Annotated in this window: 12 protein-coding genes; 6 read left to right on the forward strand and 6 right to left on the reverse strand. The window is 73.4% G+C overall.

The features are described 5' to 3' along the window. The first annotated feature begins 64 nt into the window (after positions 1-64). The 4 genes from GXP71_RS06500 (at position 65) to GXP71_RS06515 (ending at position 3176) form a co-directional block, all read left to right on the forward strand. On the forward strand, positions 65-1216 hold the full coding sequence (locus GXP71_RS06500; RefSeq protein ID WP_162351994.1) for a Ku protein: 1152 nt from the start codon (positions 65-67) through the stop codon (positions 1214-1216). Then, positions 1213-2247 carry a PHP domain-containing protein gene (locus GXP71_RS06505; protein ID WP_162351995.1) on the forward strand — a complete coding sequence of 345 codons (1035 nt, stop codon included), beginning with the start codon at positions 1213-1215 and terminating at the stop codon, positions 2245-2247. Before GXP71_RS06500 ends, GXP71_RS06505 begins: the two co-directional genes overlap by 4 nt. Before the next feature lie 144 nt (positions 2248-2391). Further along, a complete protein-coding gene (locus tag GXP71_RS06510; RefSeq protein WP_124341208.1) occupies positions 2392-2673 on the forward strand; it encodes an HU family DNA-binding protein in 282 nt (93 codons plus the stop codon). 83 nt (positions 2674-2756) lie between these two features. After that, a complete protein-coding gene (locus tag GXP71_RS06515) occupies positions 2757-3176 on the forward strand; it encodes a Fur family transcriptional regulator (protein WP_304515702.1) in 420 nt (139 codons plus the stop codon). A gap of 14 nt (positions 3177-3190) precedes the next feature. Here GXP71_RS06515 and GXP71_RS06520 read toward each other — a convergent pair whose 3' ends face one another. Next, complete coding sequence (locus GXP71_RS06520; RefSeq protein WP_370521012.1) at positions 3191-3619, reverse strand: DUF6328 family protein; 429 nt, start codon at positions 3617-3619, stop codon at positions 3191-3193. 157 nt (positions 3620-3776) lie between these two features. Here GXP71_RS06520 and GXP71_RS06525 point away from each other — a divergent pair, with 157 nt between their 5' ends. Beyond that, entirely contained in the window at positions 3777-4835 is a 1059-nt protein-coding gene (locus GXP71_RS06525) for a low specificity L-threonine aldolase (RefSeq protein ID WP_162351997.1), read from the forward strand. A gap of 93 nt (positions 4836-4928) precedes the next feature. On the opposite strand, the gene GXP71_RS06530 is transcribed toward GXP71_RS06525, so the two are convergent. The 3 genes from GXP71_RS06530 to GXP71_RS06540 all read right to left on the reverse strand — a co-directional run bounded on the left by GXP71_RS06530 (position 4929) and on the right by GXP71_RS06540 (position 11217). Further along, positions 4929-7157: a cellulase family glycosylhydrolase gene (locus GXP71_RS06530; RefSeq protein ID WP_202924337.1), complete on the reverse strand. Its 2229-nt coding sequence runs from the start codon at positions 7155-7157 to the stop codon at positions 4929-4931. A gap of 151 nt (positions 7158-7308) precedes the next feature. After that, on the reverse strand, positions 7309-9912 hold the full coding sequence (locus tag GXP71_RS06535; RefSeq protein WP_162351998.1) for a glycoside hydrolase family 6 protein: 2604 nt from the start codon (positions 9910-9912) through the stop codon (positions 7309-7311). A 198-nt stretch (positions 9913-10110) separates the two neighbouring features. Next, positions 10111-11217, reverse strand: coding sequence for a LacI family DNA-binding transcriptional regulator (locus GXP71_RS06540; protein WP_370520992.1), 1107 nt, complete (start codon positions 11215-11217; stop codon positions 10111-10113). Between the two features lie 67 nt (positions 11218-11284). Here GXP71_RS06540 and GXP71_RS06545 point away from each other — a divergent pair, with 67 nt between their 5' ends. Beyond that, positions 11285-13984, forward strand: a complete 2700-nt coding sequence (locus GXP71_RS06545) for a substrate-binding domain-containing protein (RefSeq protein WP_162351999.1) — start codon at positions 11285-11287, stop codon at positions 13982-13984. A 93-nt stretch (positions 13985-14077) separates the two neighbouring features. On the opposite strand, the gene GXP71_RS06550 is transcribed toward GXP71_RS06545, so the two are convergent. After that, entirely contained in the window at positions 14078-15853 is a 1776-nt protein-coding gene (locus tag GXP71_RS06550; RefSeq protein WP_162352000.1) for a DEAD/DEAH box helicase, read from the reverse strand. Between the two features lie 276 nt (positions 15854-16129). Next, complete coding sequence (locus tag GXP71_RS06555; protein WP_162352001.1) at positions 16130-16543, reverse strand: CoA-binding protein; 414 nt, start codon at positions 16541-16543, stop codon at positions 16130-16132. Positions 16544-16601 lie beyond the last annotated feature (58 nt).

A 16601-nucleotide genomic window follows, 5' to 3' on the forward strand; every position in this document is an offset into this window, starting at 1 on the left:
CGTCGCGGGCTCGCCGGGGCGTGCCCGGCAGGCGGTGCCGCCGAACCGACGGAGGTGGTCGACGATGCGAGCGATCTGGAAGGGCGCGGTCGCCTTCGGGCTGGTCAACGTGCCCGTGCGGCTGTACGCGGCCACGGGGGAGCACGAGGTGACCCTGCACCAGGTGCACAAGGCCGACGGTGGCCGGATCCGGTACCGGAAGGTGTGCAGCATCGACGGCGAGGAGGTCGAGTACCGGGAGATCGCGAAGGGCTTCGAGACCGACGACGGCGAGCTCGTGGTGCTGACGGACGAGGACTTCTCGCGGCTGCCGCTGTCGACGGAGCGCGAGATCGAGGTCATGGAGTTCGTGCCGGCGGAGCAGGTGGACCCGATCCTGCTGGGCAAGACGTACTACCTCGAGCCGGAGAAGACGGCGGCGAAGCCGTACGCGCTGCTGCGCGGTGCGCTCGAGCAGGCGGACCGGATGGCGGTCGTGAAGGTCGCGATCCGGCAGCGCGAGTCGATGGCGGTCCTGCGGGTGCGGGACAAGGTGATCTGCATGCAGATCCTGCTGTGGCCGGACGAGGTGCGGGCGGCGGACTTCCCGATCCTCGACGGGGACGTGTCGGTCAAGCCGCAGGAGCTCGCGATGGCGTCGTCGCTGGTGGACTCCCTGGCGGCCGACTTCGACCCGACGCAGTACGAGGACCGGTACTCGGCGGCGCTCGAGACCTTGATCGAGACCAAGATCCAGACGGGCGACACGCGTGCGGTGCCGGCACCCGCGGGCGAGGAGGGCGAGTCGGGCGGTGGCGAGGTCGTCGACCTGCTCGCGGCGCTCCAGCGCAGCGTCGAGAAGGCGCGGGGCTCGCGGGGCGGTGCCGACGAGCCGGCGGCGGAGGAGAAGCCACGGGCGCGGACGGGGACGGACGACGTCGACGAGGGTGACGAGGACGCGTCGGGCGGTGCGGCGAAGCGGTCGAGCGGCTCGCGGTCGTCGGGCTCCTCGCGGTCGTCGGGCACGAAGGCGTCGGCGTCGAAGGCGTCGAGCGGGGCGAGGGCGCCGAGCAGCGCGAAGGCCTCCGGCGGTTCGAAGGCGTCGAGCGACGCGACGTCGTCGGACGGCACGAAGGCGTCGGGCGGTGCCAAGGCGAAGCCTGCGGCGAAGCGTGCGGCGTCGAAGGCCGAGGACGACGAGCCGACGCCGCGCCGCACGCGACGCAAGGCGTCGTGACGGCTGCGGCACCGCGGGACGACGCGGTCGCGGCGCTGCGCCGGATCGCGTTCCTGCTGGAGCGTGCGCAGGCGAGCGGGTACCGGAGCGAGGCGTTCCGCGCGGCGGCGTCGTCGGTCGAGCGGACGGCGCCGGACCGGGTCGTGGCGCTCGCGAAGGCGGGCGCGCTGACGGACCTGCCGTCGGTGGGGGCGCGCACGGCCGAGGTCGTGTCGCTGGTCGTGCGCGGGAAGCCGGTCGAGTACCTGGAGCGGCTGGAGGCGGAGGCGGCGGCCGGGGAGGCGCCGGAGCCTGCGGTCGCGGCGCTGCGGGAGCGGCTGCGCGGCGACCTGCACGCGCACAGCGAGGCGAGCGACGGCGCGACGCCGATCCAGGAGATGGTGCTGGCGGCGCTCGACCTCGGGCACGAGTACCTCGCGATCACCGACCACTCGCCGCGGCTGACGGTCGCGAACGGCCTGTCGGCGCCCCGCCTGCGCGCGCAGCTGGAGCAGGTCGCGGCGCTCAACCGCGCGGTGGCGCCGTTCACGGTCTTCACGGGCATCGAGTGCGACATCCTCGACGACGGCGCGCTGGACCAGGACCCGGACCTGCTCGACGAGCTCGACGTGGTGGTCGCGTCGGTGCACTCGAAGCTGCGGATGGACTCGCGGTCGATGACGGAGCGCATGGTCGCGGCGGTGCGCAACCCCCGCACGGACGTCCTCGGGCACTGCACCGGCCGGCGGCTGACCGGCCGGCAGCGCCCGCAGAGCGAGTTCGACGCGCGCCGGGTGTTCGAGGAGTGCGCCGAGCACGGCGTGGCGGTGGAGATCAACTGCCGCCCCGACCGGCTGGACCCGCCGCACGACCTGCTGGCGGTCGCGGTCGAGGTCGGCTGCCTGTTCAGCATCGACACCGACGCGCACGCGCCGGGTCAGCTGGACTGGTTGACGGCGGGGTGCGAGCGGGCCGCGCAGCACGCGATCGACCCGGAGCGGGTCATCACGACGTGGCCCGTCGAGCGGCTGCGTGAGCGATCGCACCGCTGACACGCCCGGTCGGACGTGCGGAAGCGCACGGGTGGACGCGTTAGGGTCTGCGCAGCCCCCGGTCACGCGGTGTCGCCGCGCGCCCGACGGGTCCAGGCCCGTCCAGGGTCCGCAGGAACCGAGTCAACAAGGAGCACACATCTCGTGAGCGTCAACCGCACCGAGCTCGTCCAGGCCGTGGCCGCGAAGGCGGGCACCGCCAACGCCGAGGCCGACAAGGTCCTCAAGGCCTTCCAGGAGGTCCTCGTGGAGCAGCTCGCCGCAGGGGAGTCCGTGACGATCCCCGGCTTCCTCGCCGTCGCGCGCGCCGAGCGCTCGGCCCGCACGGGCATCAACCCGCAGACGGGCGAGAAGCTCGAGATCCCCGCGGGCTACCGCGTGAAGCTCACGGCGGGCAGCGCCCTCAAGCGCGCCGTCCAGGGCTGACACCCGACTCAGGGCCGGGTCCGACCGTCGAGGTCGGGCCCGGCCCTGTCTCGTGCGCGTCCACTATGATGCGAACGAGTCTCATGAAGGAGCGGCACGTGATGGCGGTGGTACGGCAGACGCGGCAGCGTGCCGAGATCCTCGACCTGCTCGCGGGTCTGGACGAGTTCCGCAGCGCCCAGCAGCTGCACGAGCTGCTGCGCTCGCGCGGCTCGTCGGTCGGGCTCGCGACGGTCTACCGGGCGGTGCAGAGCCTCTCGGAGACCGGCGAGGTCGACGTCCTGCGCACCGAGGACGGTGAGTCCGTGTACCGCCGGTGCGCGCAGCGCTCGCACCACCACCACCTGGTCTGCCGCTCGTGCGGCCGGACGGTGGAGATCGACGCGGTGCAGGCCGAGGCGTGGGCCGCGCAGGTCGCCACCGCGCACGGGTTCGCCGACGTCGACCACACGATCGAGCTCGTCGGGACGTGCGCGACGTGCCGGGCGGCCGCCGCGTCCTGACCTCGCGCGGGCGCTCAGCCCGCCGCGCGGCGCATGAGGTGCGGCACGAGCCACCACGCCGCCGCGAGCACCGCGAGCGACACGCCGCCCACCAGCCACCCCGCCTGACGCCCGAGGACGACGTCGAACAGCAGCATGGCCGCTCCCGCGAGCACGAGGGCGAGGACGACCAGACCGAGCCGCGCGAAGATGTTGGCGGCCGCGACCAGCTCCGGCTTGAGCCGCTTCCGGAACAGCACCCGGTGCAGGCTCACGGGTGCCACGAGGAGCGCCGTCGCGAGGACCGCGAGCACGACCAGCACCAGGTAGAGGTCCTTCTGGTACGCGTCGAGGTCCCCGAACCGCTGCTGGAACGGGATCGTGAACAGGAACCCGGTGAGGACCTGCGTGCCGGTCTGGGTCACGCGCAGCTCCTGCAGGAGCTCGTTCCAGTTCCGGTCCATCCGCTCCGTGAACGTCTCGTTGCGGTCCTCGTCGTGCAGCTGGTCCTGCGCGGGCACGGTGCCTCCTTCGGTCGTGTCGCAGGGATCATGCCGCAGGCGCCCTCGAGCCGCCCGACAGGTGTCCCGGGCACCCGTCGGGCCGGGGGAGACTGGGGGAGTGACACGACTCCACGACGCCGACCACCGCGACTTCGCCTCCGACAACTACGCGGGCGCGCACCCCGAGGTCCTCGCCGCGCTGGTCGACGCGAACGGCGGCCACCAGACGGCGTACGGCGCGGACGCGTACACCGCGCGGCTCCAGGAGGTCGTGGCGGCGCACTTCGGCGAGGGCGCGACGGCGTACCCCGTGTTCAACGGGACGGGCGCGAACGTGCTGTCGCTCCAGGCGCTGCTGCCGCGCTGGGGCGCGGTCGTGTGCGCCGAGACCGCGCACATCCAGACCGACGAGAACGGGGCACCCGAGCGCGTCGGCGGGCTCAAGCTGCTGACGGTCCCGACACCCGACGGCAAGCTCACGCCCGAGCTGGTCGCCCGCCAGGCGTGGGGCTTCGGCGACGAGCACCGCGCACAGCCCGGCGTCGTCTCGATCACGCAGAGCACCGAGCTCGGCACGCTCTACACGCCCGGCGAGATCCGCGCGCTGGCCGACCAGGCGCACGACCTGGGCCTGCGGCTGCACGTCGACGGGGCGCGGATCGCCAACGCCGCCGCGGCGCTCGACCTGCCGCTGCGCGCCTTCACCACGGACGCCGGCGTGGACGTCGTGTCGCTCGGCGGTACCAAGAACGGGCTGCTGTTCGGCGAGGCGGTGGTCGTCCTCGACGAGGCGGCCGCGCCGGGACTCGCCTACCTGCGCAAGATGAACATGCAGCTCGCGTCGAAGATGCGGTTCGTCTCCGCGCAGCTCGTCGCGCTGTTCGAGGGCGACCTCTGGCTGCGGTCGGCGCAGCATGCCAACGCGATGGCCGCACGGCTGCGCGCCGGGCTCGACGCGCTCGGCAACCGCGTGCACGTGACGCTGCCGACCCAGGCGAACGGCGTCTTCGTGACGCTCCCGCGCGCGGTGTCCGTCGAGCTGCGGCGCAGGTGGAAGTTCTACGACTGGCACCCGGAGAGCGGCGAGGTGCGGCTCATGTGCGCGTTCGACACGACCGAGGCCGACGTGGACGCGTTCCTCGCCGAGCTGCGCCGGCTGCTCGACGCGCAGGCCTGACGCGACGGCGCCGGTGGCACAGGGCTGAGCCCGTGCCACCGGCGCCGAGGGTGCGTGCGCCGGCCTCCACGTCCGACGCACCCACCGGACAGGTCAGCGGGTGCAGCTCGCCCCGTTGACCGTGAACGCGGTCGGCGCGGTGTTCGTGCCGGTGTGCGTCCCGCTGAACCCGATCTCGACGCTCGCGCCGGGCGCGAGGACCCGGTTCCAGTCCGCGTTCGTCGCCGTGACCTTGGCACCGGACTGCGCCCACGTCGCGCTCCAGCCCTGCGTCAGGGTCTGGCCCGTGGGGAGGTCGAAGGCCAGCGTCCAGCCGTTGAGCGCGGTCGTCCCGGTGTTCGTGACCTTGACCGCAGCCGTGAACCCGCTGGACCAGCCGTTGGCCGTGTACGCCACGGAGCACGAACCCGTCGCGACGTCCGGAGCGGTCGACGCCGTGAGCGCCGCCGACGCGGCGGACACGTTGCCCGCAGCGTCCTTCGCCCGGACGGTGAAGGAGTACGACGTGCCCGCCGTCAGCCCCGTCACGGTGTACGACGGCGTGGTCGTCGATCCGACGAGCGTCGTGCCGCGGTAGACGTCGTAGCCCGCGAGGCCCGAGCCGCCGGTGTCCGTCGACGCGGTCCACGTCAGCGGGACCGACGTCTTCGTGACCGTGCCCGCCGTGAGGCCCGCCGGCACGCTCGGGGCGGTCGTGTCGCCCGTGCCGGCCGCGGTGCGCACCGACACCGCGGTGGACGCCGCCGACACGTTGCCCGCGCCGTCCTTGGCCCGCACCGAGAACGAGTACGCGGTGTCGGCCGTCAGCCCGGTCACGGAGTACGACGTCGAGGTCGTGGTCCCGACGAGCGTCGAGCCGCGGTACACCTCGTAGCCCGCGACGCCGGACCCGCCGGTGTCCGTCGAGGCCGTCCACGACAACGGGACCGACGACGCCGTCGGCGTGCCCGCCTTCAGGCCACCGGGGACGCTCGGCGCGGTCGTGTCCGACGTGCCGCCGCCCACCTGGGAGATCGAGATGCCGGTGGTCGAGCCCACGCCGCCGAGCGGCACCTCGTGGTCGAGGCCGACGAACTTGCCGCCGTGCTGGAACAGCGTCGGCTTGAGCATGGTCGAGTACTTGACCTCGTCCCACGTCTTCCAGTCGTCGAGCAGCAGCCCGCCCGTGTCACCCGAGTTCGGGTTGAGCACCCAGAACGTCTGGCTGAGCTTCCGCTCGGCGATGAGGTCGCGCAGCGCGGCCATCCACTTGTCCTGCCGCGGGTCCTGGCCGAGCCGGCCACCCCACTCGCCGATGAGCAGCGGCGCGATGTCCTCGTCGTGGATGAACAGCCAGTTCGGGCCCCACACGTCCGCGGTCAGCGACGCCTTGTCGAAGTCCTTCTGGAACCACTTCTGGTCGAAGACGAGGGGTCCGTAGTCGTGCGGCGAGTACACGAGCTGGTCCTGGTTCGCCCCCAGGTCGATCGGGAAGTCACGCACGCCCCGCAGGTTCCCGCCCCACCACGTGCCGTAGTAGTCGGTGAGCCCGGTCGAGGTCCACGAGACGCCCTCCTTCGGGTAGATCTCGACGCCCTCGACGAACACGAGCCAGTTCGGGTTGATCGCGAGGATCTTCTTCGACGCCGTCTCGGCGAAGTGCTTGAAGTTGTCCTTGTCGGTCGTGCCGTCCCACTTCGCCCGCTCGGTCGACCCCTGCGTGCCGTGCGGCTCGTTCTTGATGTCGGCGCCGACGATCGTGTCGTCGTTCTTCCAGCGCGCCGCCGCCCACTCCCACCCGGCGTAGACGTCCTCGGTGGTGATCGAGCCCTTCCACCACATGTTGTAGACGTGCCCGGAGTTGTCGGCCTCGGCGGAGTGCACGTCGAGGAAGACCTTGATGCCGTACCTCTGGCAGAGCGTCAGGAAGTACTCGAAGATCTGCAGGCTGTTCTTGCCCTCGAGCTCGGGGTTGGCGTAGGTGTTCACGTTCGGCTTGAGGAACGTGCCCGCCTTCCACTCGAGCAGCAGCTGCGTCGAGATCGGCACGCGGACCGTGTTGATGCCGCGGTCGGCCATCTGCTTCGTGATCTCGGTGATGTTGCCGGACCACAGGCCGTGGAAGACGCGCTCGCTCGCGTTGAAGCCGAACCAGTTGACGCCGGAGAGCACGACCTCCTTCCCGGACGCGTCGACGATCGTGTTGCCCTGGACGTGGAGCCAGTCGTCGCCGGCGGCGGCCTGCGCGGGCGCGGCGACCAGGGCGAGAGGCGCGGTCAGAGCGGTCGCGGCCAGCAGGCCCGTGACCGCCGCGCACACGCGGGTACGGATGGGGGAGTGCACGTGGTTCTCCTCGGGTCGTGGCCGTCCCGACCGGAGGGCCCGGTCGGGCGCCGGCGGTGGTGCGGCCGGGTGGGCACGCGGAGCGGGGGTCCTCCGGGACTTTCCGGAGGACCCCCGCCCGTCATGCGGTCAGTGCGGCGAGCACGTCAGGTCACGCGACGGTGCAGGCCACGCCGTTGAGCGTGAAGGCCGTCGGTGCGTTGTTCGTGCCCGAGTGCGAGCCGTTGAAGCCGATCTCGACCGACGAGTTCGCGCCGAGCGTGGTGTTCCACGCCGCGTTCTTGGCCGTCACGGCCGAGCCCGACTGCGACCAGTCGGCGCTCCAGCCCTGCGTCACCTTCTGGCCGTTGGCGAACGAGAAGCCGAGCGACCAGCCGTTGAGCGCGCTGGTGCTGTTGTTCGTCACGCGGACCGAGGCGGTGAAGCCGTTGTTCCACGAGCTGGCCGTGTACTTCACGGTGCAGCCACCGGTCGGGTTGCTCGGCAGCGTCGAGGCCGACAGGGCCGACGACGACGTCGAGACGTTGCCCGCGGCGTCCTTCGCCTTGACCGTGAACGAGTACGTGGTGCCGGCGGTGAGACCGGTCGCCGTGTAGCTCGTCGTGGTGGTCGAGCCGAGGAGCGTCGAGCCGCTGTACACGTCGTAGCCCGTGACGCCGACGTTGTCGGTCGACGCGCTCCACGACAGCGGGATCGTCGTGCTGGTCGCGGTGCCCGCGGCGAGACCCGTCGGCGCCGTCGGCGCCTGCGTGTCGACCACGGTGTCCGTCTTGGTCGTCGCCGAGACGGCGGTGGAGGCGGCGGACGTGTTGCCCGCGGCGTCCTTGGCCCGCACCGAGAACGAGTACGTCGTGCCGGCGGTGAGACCGGTGACCGTGAAGCTCGTCGTCGTGGACGTGCCGACCACGGTCGAGCCGCGCAGGATCTCGTAGCCCGCGACGCCGACGTTGTCGGTCGAGGCGGTCCACGACAGCGGGACCGACGTGGTGGTCGTCGTGCCGGCGGTCAGACCCGCGGGCACCGAGGGCGCCTGCGTGTCGGTGACGGTGCCGGACTGCGTCGTGGCGGAGACGGCGGTCGAGGCGGACGAGACGTTGCCCGCCGCGTCCTTGGCACGGACCGTGAACGAGTACGCCGTGGCGGGCGTGAGGCCCGTGACCGTGTAGCTCGTCGTGGTCGAGGTGCCCACGAGCGTCGTGCCGCGGTACACGTCGTAGCCGGTGACGCCGACGTTGTCGGTCGACGCGGTCCACGACAGCGGCACCGAGGTCGACGTCGTCGTGCCGGCGGTGAGGCCCGTCGGGACCGTCGGCGCCTGCGTGTCGTTGCCCGGGTCCGTCTGGCCGATGACCGGGTACGCGTTCTTCACGAGCGTGACGAACTGCTCCTCGAACCACTGGCCGGCGAGCGGCGCGTTCGGGGTGGCACCGGTGAGCTGGTTGTTCAGCTTGGGCGAGACGAACGTCGGGTCGCACATGCGGTCGAACCGCTTGCCCTGGTCGTTCGGGATCTCCGACGACGCACCGTCGGACTCACCCGGGGGCTTGATCCAGACGAACGCGTCGAGGTGCGACGCGGCGTAGCCGGACGGGGTGGCCTCGGGGAACCGGCCGATGCCCGCACCGAGCGGGTTGCACCACGCGCCGCGGTGCGCACGACGGTCCACGCGGTTCGCGTCGACGTAGGTGTTCACGTCCGTGCTGGCCGTGATCGCCGTCGGACGGTTCGGGCCGCCCCAGCCGTTGCGCGAGGTGTCGATCAGCATGCCGATCGTGGACGGGAAGCCCGCCGCGACCAGGAGCTTGTGCATGTGCGCGGTGTAGTCGACCTCGTCGAAGTCGAAGTTCCACTCGTAGAACTTCGACGACCGGATCGGGTTGTTGTTGATCGTGAGCGACGAGTCGGTGAGCAGCGGCTCCTCGAGCGGCGTCGTGTTGGCGACGTCGGACACGAAGCCGTCGATCGACGCGAAGCCCGCGGTCGTCGTCTTGGCGACCTCGGCGAACAGCGTCGCGGACGGGCCTGCGTTGCTGTCCCAGCCGAGCCAGCCGGAGTGGCCGATGTCGATGTAGTTGTAGACGTTCGGGATCGCGTGCAGCTTGTCGAGCGCGTACTTGACGCCCTGGCGGTAGTACGGCGCCGCCTGCTGGCAGGCCTGCTCCGAGATGTTCGTCACCAGGTTCGGCAGCGAATCGGGCTCGATGGTCGCGGCGATCCGGATGTTCTCGTACTCCGGGTTGTCGAGGAGGTCCGCGATCGGGTCGATGTACTCGGTCTTGTACCGCGCGAGACCTGCGTCCGTGGCCGGGAGCTCGCCGTTGGACGCGAGCGCGAAGCAGTCGCGGCCGGGCAGGTCGTAGATGACGAGGTTGAAGACGAGCGGCTTCCCCGCGGCCTTCTGCTGCGCGACGGCGTTGTCCAGGTGGAACTTCAGGCCGTTGCCGTCGGCGTTGCCGGTGATCGCGGAGATGCGGTCCATCCACACGGCCGTGGGCTGGCCGGCGACGGTCCGCATCTTCGCGGCGAGCGTCGGGTCGGCGCTCTGGCGGCCGGCAGCGGCGGTCACGGACGCGGACCACGTGGGGTTCACGTACTGCACCGCGCCCGAGTAGGGGTTGTCGACATGGGTCGGCGCCGCGCTCGCGCTCGTCGCCAGGGTCGTGAGAGGGACGGCGGCGAGTGCCGTCGCCGTGGCGACGGTCGCCGCGGCACGTAGCCGCCGCCTCACCGTCGCTCGCTTGCCGTGTGTGGACACGTGGTCCTCCGGGTGTCGATCGGCACACCCGAACGGACCGTCCCGGTCGGGCGCGAGTCGCCCGGGGGGAGTCCACGGCGACTGGCGGCTACCTCAACACGCAGCACGATCGGGACGGCATGGGGCAAATCGTTTAAGCATCGCGCGTTACCCATTCGTTACCCGATGGACAGCCAGCCGGGATGGCGAAGGCGCTGGTCAGCGGCTCCGCGGACCCGTGCTGCCGCGCACCGCGAGCCCGCCGATCTGGAGCTCGCGCCGCACCCGGGTGTCGCCGTCGAGCACCGCGAGCACCGCCTCGCCGGTGGCGAGACCCAGGTCGCGCTCCGCGGACGGCAGCGTCGTGACCGACGGGGTCGCGAGCCGGCACAGCGCCGAGTCCGAGCCCGCGACGACCGAGAGGTCCCACGGCACCGCGAGACCCGTGCGCCGCGCCACGTCGAGCGCCGCGATGGCCATCTGGTCGGAGTCGAACACGATCGCGGTCGGCGGGCGCCCCGCCGTCAGCAGGCGCCGCGTCGCGACCGCCGCCTCCTCGGCGGTCCCCGCGGTGGCCTCGTGCTGCAGGTGCCCGCCCGCCGGGTCCAGGACCCGCGCCAGCGCGCCGACGCGCGACCGCGTCCGGGCGAGCCCGTCGGGCGCGGTGACCGCGGCGACGTTCCGGTGGCCCAGCTCGAGGAGGTACCGGGCGACGCGCGCGTAGGCGTCCCCCTCGTCGACGCGGACGCTCGCGAGGTCGTGGTCCTCGGGCGAGCCGCCGACGACGACCGCGGGCGCGCGCAGCCGGCGCAGCGCGTCGATGCGCGGGTCCTCGACGAGGACGTCCGTGACGACCATCACGTCGAACCGCCGCTCGGCCCACCACTCGCCGTACAGCGCGACGGCGGCCTCGGGGCCGTCGACGATCTGCAGCACGAGCGCGAGGTTGCGCGTCGCGAGCACCTCCTGGATGGCGGTGACGAACTCGAGCACGCCGGTCGCCTGCGCCGCGGGACCCGCACCGGCGCGGTCGACGACGAGACCGACCGCGCGTGGACCGGTACGCATCGAGCGGGCCGCCGCGCTGGGTCGCCAGTTGAACTCGTCGGCGACGCGGAGCACGCGCTCGCGCGTCGCGGCCGAGACGCCGGGACGGCCGTTCAGGGCGTACGAGACGACCGCGATCGAGACGCCGGCCGCGCGGGCGACGTCGGTGATCGTCGGACGCCTCGGCGCCGGGGTGGACGGTGGAAGCGGTCCCGGTCCGGAGGGGGTCGGTGTGCTTCCATCGGTGGACGAGTCATATGCAGGTGTGACCACGATCACCTAGTGTGTCGCCCGATGCGGCACAATTGCACCATCTCGACTCCGACGACGTAGGCGAGGAGCAACCATGGGGACTGTCCGGCGCGGTCCGGTGTCGCCGACGGCGCGGCGCACCATCGGTGTGCTGTCGCCGGTGGTGGGCGGTTTCTACTTCGGTGCGCTCATCGCCGGGGTGGCCCGCGCCGCCCGTGCCGCGGGCCATCGTGTCGTCGCCGTCCAGACCTACCCCGCGGGCCTCGACCGGGAGCGCTACCCCGACGAGTCCATCCTCGACGCCCCCGTGGGGCTCGGTGCGGTCGACGGCCTGGTGGTCGTCGGCAAGGCGCTGCGCGCGGACCGCCTGGCGGCGGTGCAGCAGTGGGGCGTGCCGCTGGTCCTGGTGTCGGAGGAGCCGACGTCGCAGGACGACCCGGTCGTCGTGCCGGACAACACCGCGGGCGTCCGGGCCGCGGTCGACCACCTCGTCGGGCACGGGCACACGCGGATCGGGTTCGTCGGCTGCCTCACGCAGCGCGACATGCGCGAGCGGTTCGCGGCCTACCGCGCGACCCTCGCGGACCACGGGATCGAGCCCGCCGAGGCGTGGTGGTACGACGCGACGGACAACCACGAGCAGGGCGGCGCGGACGCGGCGGCGCGCATGCTGGCGCTCGGGCGGCAGACGACCGCCGTCGTGGCGGCGACCGACCGCAACGCGATCGGCTTCCAGCGCGCGCTGCGCGCGGCCGGTCTGGTGCTGCCGCGGGACCAGGCGGTCATCGGGTTCGACCACGCGGACTCGGGTGCACGGGTGACCCCGCGCCTGTCGACGGTCGACGCGCACTACGACCGCGTGGGCGAGACGGCCGTCTCGCTGCTGCTCGCCCGCATGCGGGGCGAGGAGATCGTGGGCGGCGAGTACCGGACGCCGTCGACGCTGGTGCTGCGCGAGTCGTGCGGCTGCACCGAGGTGGGACCGGCGTCGGCAGCCGACCAGCCCACGGGCGTCGCGGGCGGTCACCAGGTGCTCCGGGCGCTCGCCGAGACCGCGTTCGTGGGGCCGGTCGGTGCCGGCGCGGGCCGACGAGCAGGCAGCGCGCCGCGCGACACGTGGTGGCACGCCGTCGTCGAGCCGCTCGAGGCCGCGACCGAGCGCGGTGCCGTGCCGGCGCCGGCGACGCTCGCGCGGCTCGCCGACCTCACGGCCGCGATGCAGCCGCACCCCGAGGCCCTCGAGCAGCTCGTGACGTGCCTGCGCGGGATCGAGGGCGCGACGCTCGCGGCGCTGCCGCGGCCCGAGCACGAGACCGCCGTGCGGCGCGCGGTGACCGAGGTCCTGCTGGCGCTGACCAAGGGCTGCACGCGGGCGATGCTCGCGCGCAGCGGCCAGCTCGAGCGGACGATCGTCGACCAGTACGAGGTCGACATGGACCTGCTGCGGGGCGACGGCGCGAGCCCGCGGGCGCTCGGGTGGCTGCCGCGGGGTGTGCGCGGCCACGCGTGCCTCGGCCTGTGGCTCGGTGCGGACCGGGGTCCCGGGGACCGGGAGATGGAGATCGTCGGCGTGCACGACACGTCGGGCACGCTGTCGCGCCTGGTCGGCATGCGCACGACGGCGAGCCAGTTCCCGCCGGCCGCGCTGACACGCGCGGGGACGGTCGGCAGCAACGAGCTGACGTTCGTGGTCCCGGTGACGTTCGGGGGCAGCGACTGGGGCCTCCTCGCGATCGACGGCACCGCCGAGACGCGGGCCACGAGCGCGCGCGACCGGTTCAACCACTGGGCGGCGCTGCTCGCGGTCGCGCTGGACCAGGAGCGCCTGCTCACCTCGCTGCGCGAGCAGCGCCGGGCGCTCGAGCAGGCCGCTGCGCGGGAACGCTCCCTCGCGGACACCGTGCGCGCGAGCGAGGAGCGGTACGCGCTCGCGTCGATGGCGGCGCACGACGGCACGTGGGACTGGGACGTGTCGGCGGGGACCGTGTACTACTCGCCGCGCTGGAAGCAGACGCTCGGCTACGACGACGAGGTCATCGGCGACTCGCCCGCGGAGTGGCTCGAGCGCGTGCACCCCGCCGACCGCGACGACCTGTCGGCGGCCATCGCGTCGCAGCTCGCGGGTGCGGGCACACCGCTCGAGCTCGAGCACCGCGTGCGGACGTCGTCGGGCGACTACCGCTGGATGCTGTGCCGCGCGGTGACGGTGCTCGACGACGCGGGCTGCCCGGCCCGGCTCGTCGGCGCGCTCGTCGACGTCACCGAGCGCAAGGAGGCCGAGCTCGCGCTCCAGCGGGACGCCCTGCACGACCCCGAGACAGGTCTGGTGAACCGTCTGCTGTTCCTCGACCGGCTCGCCTCGGCGCTGCTGCGCACGCGCCGCTCGCCGTCGTACGACTGCGCCGTCGTGCTGGTGCGCGTCGCGGACGACCACGCGATCCCGACGCAGGGACGCCACGAGGAGGGCGACGTCCAGCTCGACCTGCACCGCGAGCTGGTGCGCCGGCTGCGCCGGCCGCTGCGCGAGGGCGACACCCCGGCGCGCATCGCCGAGGACGACTTCGCCGTCCTGCTCGACGACGTCGGTCCCGGCGGCGTGCCGGGGCGGGTGGGTCAGCTGCTCGACCAGCTGCGCCACGAGCTCGGCGCGCGCATCCGCGTCGGCGCGCTCGGGAGCATCCGCGGGTTCCGCGACGTCTCCGAGGTGCTCCGCGAGGTCGACATCGCGCTGCTGCGCGGCGGGTCGACGACGACGTGGCGGCACGAGGCGCGCCCGGGGTCCGTCCTGCGCTGAGCGAGGCCGACGACGAGACGACGACGCCCCGCGGCCAGGTCGGCCGCGGGGCGTCGTGGTGCGTGCCCGCCGCGGAGGGCGGGCACGGAGGTGTCAGGAGCGGCCGCGCTGCGGGCCGTGGGACGGGCGCGAGGCACCGTGCCCCGGACGCGGGCCGGTGTCCATGCGGATGCGCAGCGGGCGACCCGCGACGCGTGCCCGGGCGAGGCGGTCGACCGCGTCGGCGGTGAGCCCACCGGGGATGTCGACGAGCGCGAAGCTGCCGAAGATGTCGATCTTGCCGACGTCCTTGCCGGTCAGCCCGCCCTCACCGGTGAGCGCACCCACCAGGGCACCCGGCTGGAGGCCGTCGCGGTGGCCGACGGCGACGCGCCAGCGCGGCGGACCGCCCGCGATGTGCGTGTCGCTGCGGCGACGCTCGCGCGGCGGACGGTCGTCGTGGCTCACCGTGCGCTCGGTCCTGCCCGGGGTGAGGCGCGCGCGCTCGAGCGCGTCGTCCAGGTCGTCGCCCGTGCGCGCGGCGGGACCCTCGTCGCCGACCGCGAGCGCCGCGACGGACGCGAGCAGGTCGACGGGGTCGGTGCCCGGGTGGGCGGCCAGGTGCGCGGCGATGGCGTCGCGGTACACCTCGAGCCGGCCGAGCGCGGCGCGCTCGGGTGCGCGGTCGAGCAGGCGCGTGACCCGGTGCCCGCTCACCTCGGCGGGCGAGGGGATCTGGACCTGCTCCATCTGGACGCGCGTGGTGCGCTCGATGCTGCGCAGGCGCGACTGCTCCGACGGGGTGACGAAGGACAGCGCCTCGCCCTCGCGGCCGGCGCGGCCCGTGCGGCCGATGCGGTGCACGTACGTCTCGGCCTCGCGCGGCACGTCGAAGTTCACGACGAGGCCGATGCGCTCGACGTCGAGGCCGCGGGCGGCGACGTCGGTCGCGACGAGCACGTCCAGGGCGCCGGTGCGCAGGCGGTCGACGATCTTCTCGCGGTCGCTCTGCGCGACGTCGCCGGAGATGTGCGCGGCGGAGATGCCGCGCTCGACGAGCGCGCTGCCGACCTCCTCGGCCGCACCGCGCGTGCGGACGAACACGATGGTCGCGTCGGCCTCGGTCACGGACAGGACGCGGCCGAGCGCGCCGACCTTGTGGCGGTGGGGCACGACCGCGTAGGTCTGGCGGACCGTCGTGACGGTCGACGACTGCCGCGCCACGGTGATCTCGACGGGCTCGTGGAGGTGCTGCTCGGCGACCCGGCGGATCGGTGCGGGCATGGTCGCGGAGAACAGGGCGACCTGGCGACGGTCGGGCGTCGAGGACAGGACGCGGTCGACGTCCTCGGCGAAGCCCATGCGGAGCATCTCGTCGGCCTCGTCGAGCACGAGGTACCGGACCTGGTCCATGACGAGCGTGCGGCGGTCGAGGTGGTCGAGGACCCGGCCGGGGGTGCCGACGACGACCTGCGCGCCGCGGGCGAGCGCACGCTGCTGCGGCAGGAACGGGGACCCGCCGTAGACGGCGACGACGCCGAGCCCGGGCAGGTGCGTCGCGAAGGAGGAGATCGCGTCGGCGACCTGCATCGCGAGCTCGCGCGTGGGGGTGAGGACGACCGCCTGGACGCCGGCGGTCCCGGCGTCGACCGAGGCGAGGAGCGGCAGGCCGAACGCGGCGGTCTTGCCGGTGCCGGTCTGCGCGACACCGACGATGTCGCGGCCCGCGAGCAGTGCGGGGATGGCCTGGGCCTGGATCGCGGAGGGGGTGACGAAGCCGAGGTCGGCCACCGCGCGCTCGAGGGCGGCGGGCAGGCCGAGGTCGTCGAACCCGGGGGTCGGCGTCTCGGTGGCGTCGGTCGTGGGGGCAGGGGGCACGAGGGTGCTCATGGGGGAACCGTTCGGTGGAGCGGGGGAGCCCTGAACCGTGCGCCGGGACGGCGGACGGCGGGTCGCTGCTGCCCCGCACACCCGACGGCACCAGGACGGTGCCCAGACTTCACGACACGAGCCCGCACAGGGTGCAGGCTCGACGGGGGACGCGCGACGAACTCCGGTAGTCGCCGACCAGTCTACGGGCGCTGCGCGGCCGGTGGTCGGGTTGGCGCAGGTGAGTTCGCGCACACGAGGCCCTCGCGCACGGGGCCGCGGCGCGCCGCGGCGTGCTCAGAGACCGAGCCGGCGTGCCTCGATGATCGGGCACGTGTCCATGACGACGTCGAGGCCCGCCGCGGCGGCACGGGCCGCCGCGTCCTCGTCCACGACACCGAGCTGCAGCCACACCGCGCGTGCGCCGACCGCGATCGCCTCGTCGACGACGGCACCGGCGAGCGCGCTGTTGACGAACACGTCGACGACGTCGACGTCGCCCGGGACGTCCGCGAGCGTCGCGTACCCGGTCGCGCCGTGCACCGTCGGCGCGCTGGGGTGCACCGGGACGATCTCGTTCCCGCGCGCCTGGACGAACTCGGCGACGCCGTACGCGGCGCGCGCGGTGTTCGTCGACAGCCCGACGACGGCCCAGCGGCCCGGTGTCGTCAGGAGGCGGCGGATGACGTCGGTGTCGTTGTGGTGGGTCACGCTCGCAGCCTCGCACGACGTGCCGGTCGCCCGCGCGCGGGCCCGCGAGCACAGGCGG

This window comes from Cellulomonas sp. H30R-01 (genome assembly GCF_010119915.1).
Lineage (GTDB): Bacteria > Actinomycetota > Actinomycetes > Actinomycetales > Cellulomonadaceae > Cellulomonas > Cellulomonas algicola.

Excerpts from the sequence above, each read along its gene's own strand:
- GXP71_RS06515 (WP_304515702.1), top strand. The coding sequence starts at position 2,757 with ATGAAGGAGCGGCACGTGATGGCGGTGGTACGGCAGACGCGGCAGCGT.
- GXP71_RS06500 (WP_162351994.1), top strand. The coding sequence starts at position 65 with ATGCGAGCGATCTGGAAGGGCGCGGTCGCCTTCGGGCTGGTCAACGTG.
- GXP71_RS06520 (WP_370521012.1), bottom strand. The coding sequence starts at position 3,619 with ATGGACCGGAACTGGAACGAGCTCCTGCAGGAGCTGCGCGTGACCCAG.
- GXP71_RS06550 (WP_162352000.1), bottom strand. The coding sequence starts at position 15,853 with ATGAGCACCCTCGTGCCCCCTGCCCCCACGACCGACGCCACCGAGACG.
- GXP71_RS06545 (WP_162351999.1), top strand. The coding sequence starts at position 11,285 with ATGGGGACTGTCCGGCGCGGTCCGGTGTCGCCGACGGCGCGGCGCACC.